The organism is Mycoplasma sp. 1890 (assembly GCF_053851615.1).
Genome location: NZ_JBSQAZ010000002.1, coordinates 82,253 through 88,695, shown reverse-complemented (window position 1 = coordinate 88,695; position 6,443 = coordinate 82,253). Strand labels below are relative to the sequence as shown.

Below are 6,443 nucleotides of genomic sequence, written 5' to 3'. Positions count from 1 at the left end.
ACCTATAACATTTTACTATATATGTTAGGTGGCTCATTTTTGTTGCAATTTAACGTATTTTTACTCATTAATATTTTTTCATTTTCACTCAACAACTTCTGGCATATCGTAGCCAAATTCATGAATATATTCATTATGTTCTTGTATTTTTTTGTTCATTAAATCGATAAAATTTTGTTCCTTAGAACCATATAATTTCTCTATTGCATCTTTAGCAATGTGGTATCTATCCATTTCGCTTAATTGTCTGATATCAAAACTAGTTGTTATATCACCATTTTCACGATAACCATGAATAATTAAATTGTGATTTGTTCGATCAAAGAAAATATCTCTTATTAAACCTTCGAATCCATGGAAAGAAAACACAACTAGTTTATCTCTTGTAAATACCTTATCAAATTCCTCGTCACTAATTCCACGTGGATCGATCTTAGGATTTCTTAATTTTAATAAATCAACAACATTAATATACTTGATTTTAAGCTTAGGAAAATGACTATGAACAATAGAAATTGCTGCTAGTGTTTCTAGGTTCGGTTCAACACCAGAGGATGCAAAGACAATATCAGGCGTTTCTGTTTCCTTAACATTTGAAGCTCAATCAATAACCTTATAGCCTTTTTCAACAAGTTCTTTTGCTTCATCGATATTGAAAAATTGTTCTCGCGGTTGCTTAGAAGCAACAATTAGATTAATAACATTTCTTTCAGTTAATGATTTTTCCATAACAGCCAAAAGTGTATTAGAATCTGCAGGCAAATATTCTCTTATTAATTCAGGGCGTTTGTCGGCAAGATGGCCTAAAAGGCCAGGATCTTGGTGCGTATAACCATTATGATCTTGTTGAAATGCTGTTGAAGTTGCAATAATATTTAGAGATGGATAATCATTTCTTCATTTCAATTCTAAAGACTTCTTTAATCACTTCATATGCTGAGTTAACATTGAATCGATAACCCGTAAAAATGATTCATATGAAGCAAAAAAACCATGGCGTCCAGTCAAAACATAACCTTCTAAAAAGCCTTCAGCCTGGTGTTCACTTAATTGTGAATCAATAATTCTACCAACAGGACCAACAAATTCATCATATTTGTCTGAATATTCCTCTAATCATTGACGCTTAGTAACTCTAAAAAGTTCAAATAATCTATTTGATTTTGTTTCATCAGGACCAAAGACCCTAAAATTATCAGGATTTTTTGTTACAACATCAGCCATATATTTTCCCAGCTCAACCATATCCTGCCCTTTATTTTTACCAGGATATTCAACATTAGTAGCAAATTTTTCTCATGGAGATAAATCTAGATAGCGTGAATTGATTCCTCCGTTTGTTATTGGATTTGTTGCCATTTTTTGTTTACCTTTTGGAGCCAGGTTTTTAATTTCAGCTAGAATAGTTCCGTTTTCATCAAAAAGTTCTTCAGGTTTATATGATTTTAGTCACTTTTCTAACTCTTTAATGTGAGTAACATTAAAAGCACTAACAGGCAATGGCACTTGATGTGCTCTAAAACTGCCTTCAATTGCTTGTCCATCTCAATCTTTTGGACATGTCCAACCTTTCGGAGTTCTAACAACTAGCATAGGCCATAATGGTCTTGTTGCACTATTCGGCCCGACTAATTCTGCCTTAGCCTTAATATTTAGAATATCTTCAATAGCTTGATCCATGATTTCAGCCATTTCTTGATGAATTTCAACACTAGTTTTATTACCACTTCATTCAAAGAAATATGGCTTTCAACCTAAACCTAAAAAATATTGTTCAATTTCCTTTTTTGGTTTTCTTGCTAAAAGAGTTGGATTAGAAATTTTTCCACCATTTAGATGAACGATAGGAAGAACAACACCATCATTCACTGGATTAATAAACGAATTTGAAAATCATCCAGCACAAAGGGGCCCAGTTTCAGCCTCACCATCGCCTATAACCGCAGCCGCAATCACACCAGGATTATCCAATATTGCTCCTGTTGCATGCGATAATGAATAGCCTAACTCTCCACCTTCATGAATTGATCCAGGTGTTTCAGGAGCGGCGTGACTTGCTGTTCCACCAGGAAATGAAAAACGCTTGCACATTCGTTGTATCCCTTTTTCATCCTGTGAAATTTGGGGATAAATTTCTGAATAAGAACCATCCAAATATGAGTTAGATATCATGACTTGGCCGCCATGTCCAGGACCCTCTATATAAAACATATTTAAATCATATTTATTAATAACACGGTTTAAATGGGTATAAATAAAATTTTGTCCAGGAATTGTTCCTCAGTGACCAATAGGATATAATTTAATATCATCTTTTGTTAATTCTTTTTTTAATAATGGATTGTTTCTTAAATAGATTTGAGCAACACTTAAATAATTAGCTGCTCTAAATCACTTATCCATTAATTCAAAATATTCTTTTTTATCAAAATTACTATTCATATTCCTCCATAATATATTTTTGCAAAAAATATAGTAATAATATTTTACATCAATTTATTAAGAAGTAAAGGGGTTAATAGCTAATCATACATAAAAACAAAAAATGCCCTACAATAAACATAGTTATTTTTTTAAAAACACATTTTATTGTCAATTTCTCCAAAAGCGTATGTCGAGTTTCTTGATTTAATGACAACTGTAATCTTTTTTGTTATATCAATTTATTATAATTTTCTACAATAGTTTTTAGTTATAAAAAGCCATTTTTTTAACATATGTTTAATAACTAAATCTAGACCATTTACTGAAAATAAATTTTAATTGAGAATTTTATTTGTTTTGTGATGAATTACAACTGATAAATAAATATAATTTAATATTTTGATGTTTCAATATATGAAACTACAATGTTTGGCGTATCTCTATTACAATTTCTTTTTTTACATAATCAATAAACAAAGAACTCAAGCCTCTTATTTCTTCTTTTTTTTCTTTTAACTATTTCCTATTAGCAACTAATTAAAAAAATCCAAGCACAAATGTGACTGGATTTTTTATCTATGTTCAACAAAAGCAAGTAATTTTATAATCCTAATTCCTCATCAGTTGGAATATCTAGATTTGAACCAACATAAGCAAAAATTTCGGGACTTTGTTTTAAATATTTACCATCTAAAATTCTTTGAACAGATTTTATCGTATCTTCCAACGAAACATAAACACCGGGAGATTTTGTAAAGTGTTCAGTCATAAAGAAGTTTTGAGTAAAGAAATTTTCCAATTGAAGAGCCTTTTTAACTGTATTCTTACTTTGTTCATCTAATTCATCAAATCCTAGAATCAAAATAACATCTTCAAGGTCTTTATATGCTTTTAAAATTCTTTTTGTTTCTATGATAGCGTCAAAGTGTGCTTTACCAATAATTTTTTCATCAACAGAGTGTGATGAAGAAGCTAGAGGGTCAAAAGCAGGGAAAATATTTTTTGAGGTTTGATTACGCGATAAAACAAGATTACCATCAAGGTGGTTAAATACTGCAACGGCTGATGGATCACTTAAATCATCCATTGGCAAGAAAATAGTTTGGAATGATGTTATTGACCCATTTTTGTTTCTAAATAATCTATTTTCAACATTAGCAACATCTGATTCTAATGTAGATTGATAACCACCTACAGAAGGTTTTTTACCCAATGAAGCAGAAACCTCATTTTCAGCCTGAATAAAACGATAAATATTATCAATAAATAATAAGACATCATCTTTTTCATAATCTCTTAAATATTCGGCAGCTGTAATACCAATTGGTACAATCGACATTCTAGCTCCTGGTGATTCATTCATTTTTGAAATATACATTACTGAATTCTTCATTAAATTTGATGATTCTAACTCGTCAAATAATTCAATAGCTTCACGTGATCTTTCTCCGGAACCAATAAAAATATTTGAAGTCTTTGTTGATTTTTTATTAACATTAAAAATAATTTCCTTCATTAAAACAGTTTTACCAACACCGGCGCCACCAAATATACCCAATTTATATCCTTTAATAATTGGCATAAAAAAGTCAATTGCCTTAATTCCTGTTTCAACTATTTCTAGATTACTCTCTAGATAGCGATCGTTGTTAATAATTGAATTCATTTCAATATATATAGGTTTTGTTCCACGTTTTTCAAGTAACGGTTTTCCCTCAAATGAATAGATATTATTTTTGGAACCTGAACCAACTGGAACCATAAAACTTTGTTTGGTATTAATAATTTCATCATTGATGTTAATTTCTTTTGAAGAATAGATAATAATAGCTCTAATTGTTTCCTCATCAATAATTCTTTTTACCAATAAATAAGTTTTGCCGTCATTCGTTGTTAGTAATTGATTAACTAATGGCAACTCTTTTTTATTAAATTTAACTTCAATAATGTCAGATCATAATTTAACTATTTTTCCCATTATTTATCTCCTAACTTTTTAGCAACTAATTCTAAATATTCCTTACTAAATTCAACAAACTCATGTTCATATTCAACATCTCATCCTAAATTTAAATAATCTGAATATTGTTTTAAAGCATATGCAAAAAAGTTTTTCATAATCTTATCATCATAATCTGTACTTGTTTGCATAGTATTATAAGCATTTTTAGCTTCCTGATTTGTTTCAATTAAAAGATCGATAAATCTTAGCGCTTTTTCTTCATCCTTAATTCCATGTAATATAGTTCATGAAATTAGTTTAGACATCAATAAAACAAATTTATTCGAATATAATGTATATCCTTTTTGGATAAACATCTTATCAATCATTTTTCCTTTGTACAATAATGTTGCGGTTTCTTTATTCAATTCATAATCAAGAGCAGCAAGCTTTAAATGTCTCTTATATTGTTTAAAGATTTTACCTACTTCTGAAGCTACTTTTGACATAATTCTATTTTGTACTGATGAACCAGTTCTTGAAACTGATAAATTAATATTGATAGCCGGTAAAACACCTTGAGAAAATAAGTCAGCGCTAGTTACAATTTGACCATCAGTAATTGATATAACATTAGAAGAAATTAATGAAGTTATATCGCCATCAATAGTTTGTAAAATTGGCAAAGCAGTAATTGTTTTTCTATTTTTAAATGAACCAGCACGTTCTAATAATTGTGAATGAGCAAAAAATATGTCGCCGGGCATTGCTTCCTTACCAACAGGCTTATCAGTTAATAAAGCAATTTCTCGAATAATATTAGCATGCTTTGTTAAGTCATCAAATATAATAACAACATCATCAGTTAATGAAATGTTTTCAGCATGTGCCATACCTACATACGGAGCTAGATATTGCTCGTATGCACTAGTAGCAGGCGCATCAACAATAATAGTATTTTTTAAAGCATCATGTTCTTTTAAGGTATTATAAATTTTAGATATGCTTTCTCTTTTTTGTCCAATTGCAACATAAACACACTTGGTATTGGTTTTTGCTTGATTTAAGATAACATTAATTGCTATGTGAGTTTTTCCGGTTTGTCTATCCCCAATAATTAATTCACGTTGTCCTTTTCCGATAGGAATTAATAAATCTATTGATGTGAATCCTGTATATAGTTGCTCATTTAATGTTTGAACACTCATTAATTGATGAGCAAGTTTAAATGTGGCACTTTCAGGATCATTTTTTTGTTTTTCAACAGCAAGCTTTTTAGGTAAAACAACATCGCCAAAAATATCGACTACATTTCCAAAATGTTGTTTTGAAGTAAATACATCACGCTTTTGGGTAGCGATTATTGTATCATTAATTTTTAACTCTTTATTTTCATTATTAGCTAATAAAAACGCGTGATCATTTGTAGCACTAATAAGAATTAATTTAATATTTGTATCTCTTTCGCAAACAAATTGTTGTCCTTGTTCATAAGGAAATTGTCCTGATACTTCAACAATATAACCAAAAATAGAAATTATCTTGGGATTTTTATTTGGTTTAGCATTACTATTTTCCATTTTCTTCTCCTTTATTATTCATAAAATAACTTTTTTTAATATATAACTTCAAAATTCCTGCTATGTCTGAGAAATATAAAATAATGTTAGGCAAGAATTCAACATAATATCCATCTTTTATTAGGTCCTTAAGAATCTCATTATATAATTTTTCGAAGTCATTATTTCATTCAAATTCTTCATTATTCACATAAATTAATGGAACTTTTTTATAAATGCTAAATATAGCGTTTTCTTCGAAGTTAACAATAAAATTGGCAAATTTTATAGGTAGATAATCCATAAGTGATTTCTTAATTCTCTCTAGAAAGTCAATTACACGGGAATCCTTTGTATTAAAATTACCTTTAAATAAAATAGTTGAAATAAGTTTATTAAAATCAATTAATTTAATTTCATTTTGATTTTTTTGATCTTCAAACCAGAACAAAATTCTATCTTTATTTCCATCTATTAATATAGATTTTTTTTCAGGCATTTTTCTCCTTAAAATAAGT

General features: G+C 29.2%; 4 protein-coding genes. All 4 read right to left on the bottom strand.

The features are described from left to right. Positions 1 to 60: 60 nt before the first annotated feature. The 4 genes from ACWXVO_RS01000 to ACWXVO_RS00985 all read right to left on the bottom strand — a co-directional run bounded on the left by ACWXVO_RS01000 (position 61) and on the right by ACWXVO_RS00985 (position 6,424). Positions 61 to 2,442 (bottom strand): phosphoketolase family protein, encoded by a 2,382-nt coding sequence (locus ACWXVO_RS01000; protein WP_456002005.1) that lies wholly within the window; start codon positions 2,440 to 2,442, stop codon positions 61 to 63. Positions 2,443 to 3,025: 583 nt separating this feature from the next. Continuing rightward, positions 3,026 to 4,402 carry an MSC_0618 family F1-like ATPase beta subunit gene (locus ACWXVO_RS00995; RefSeq protein ID WP_444704770.1) on the bottom strand — a complete coding sequence of 459 codons (1,377 nt, stop codon included), beginning with the start codon at positions 4,400 to 4,402 and terminating at the stop codon, positions 3,026 to 3,028. Further along, positions 4,402 to 5,946 carry an MSC_0619 family F1-like ATPase alpha subunit gene (locus ACWXVO_RS00990; RefSeq protein WP_455993610.1) on the bottom strand — a complete coding sequence of 515 codons (1,545 nt, stop codon included), beginning with the start codon at positions 5,944 to 5,946 and terminating at the stop codon, positions 4,402 to 4,404. The genes ACWXVO_RS00995 and ACWXVO_RS00990 overlap by 1 nt, the downstream gene beginning before the upstream one ends. Then, positions 5,936 to 6,424, bottom strand: a complete 489-nt coding sequence (locus ACWXVO_RS00985; RefSeq protein WP_438340301.1) for an MSC_0623 family F1-like ATPase-associated protein — start codon at positions 6,422 to 6,424, stop codon at positions 5,936 to 5,938. Before ACWXVO_RS00985 ends, ACWXVO_RS00990 begins: the two co-directional genes overlap by 11 nt. Positions 6,425 to 6,443: the final 19 nt, after the last annotated feature.